This window comes from Streptomyces hilarionis, assembly GCF_024539675.1.
Classification (GTDB): Bacteria; Actinomycetota; Actinomycetes; order Streptomycetales; family Streptomycetaceae; genus Streptomyces; species Streptomyces hilarionis.
Window position 1 is genome coordinate 1 of sequence record NZ_JAHHIT010000866.1, and the last position, 242, is coordinate 242.

Here is a 242-nt window from a genome sequence, read left to right on the forward strand (position 1 = left end):
GCTTGGCGCTTCCCCTCAGCGGGATGGCGGGTGTTCAGACATCGATTGAACCATGCCCGATGAAAACCATGGGCATGGCGATGATGGATGGTATGGGGCAAGACTGCTGCCACGACATGAAAAGTCCCACCGAGCATGGCAAACCTTGTAAGCCCGGTCAGGAATGCAAAACTGGCGGCATGTTGCAAGTATCGATCATCAAGCCTCCTATCACCCTGTCCAGTCCTCTCATTCTATCATTC

The 242-nt window shown here is 53.7% G+C and carries 1 protein-coding gene; it reads left to right on the forward strand.

The features are described from left to right. Positions 1-23: 23 nt before the first annotated feature. Positions 24-242 (forward strand): hypothetical protein (locus KMS84_RS44840; RefSeq protein WP_256921664.1); only part of this gene is annotated, 219 nt, incomplete at its 3' end.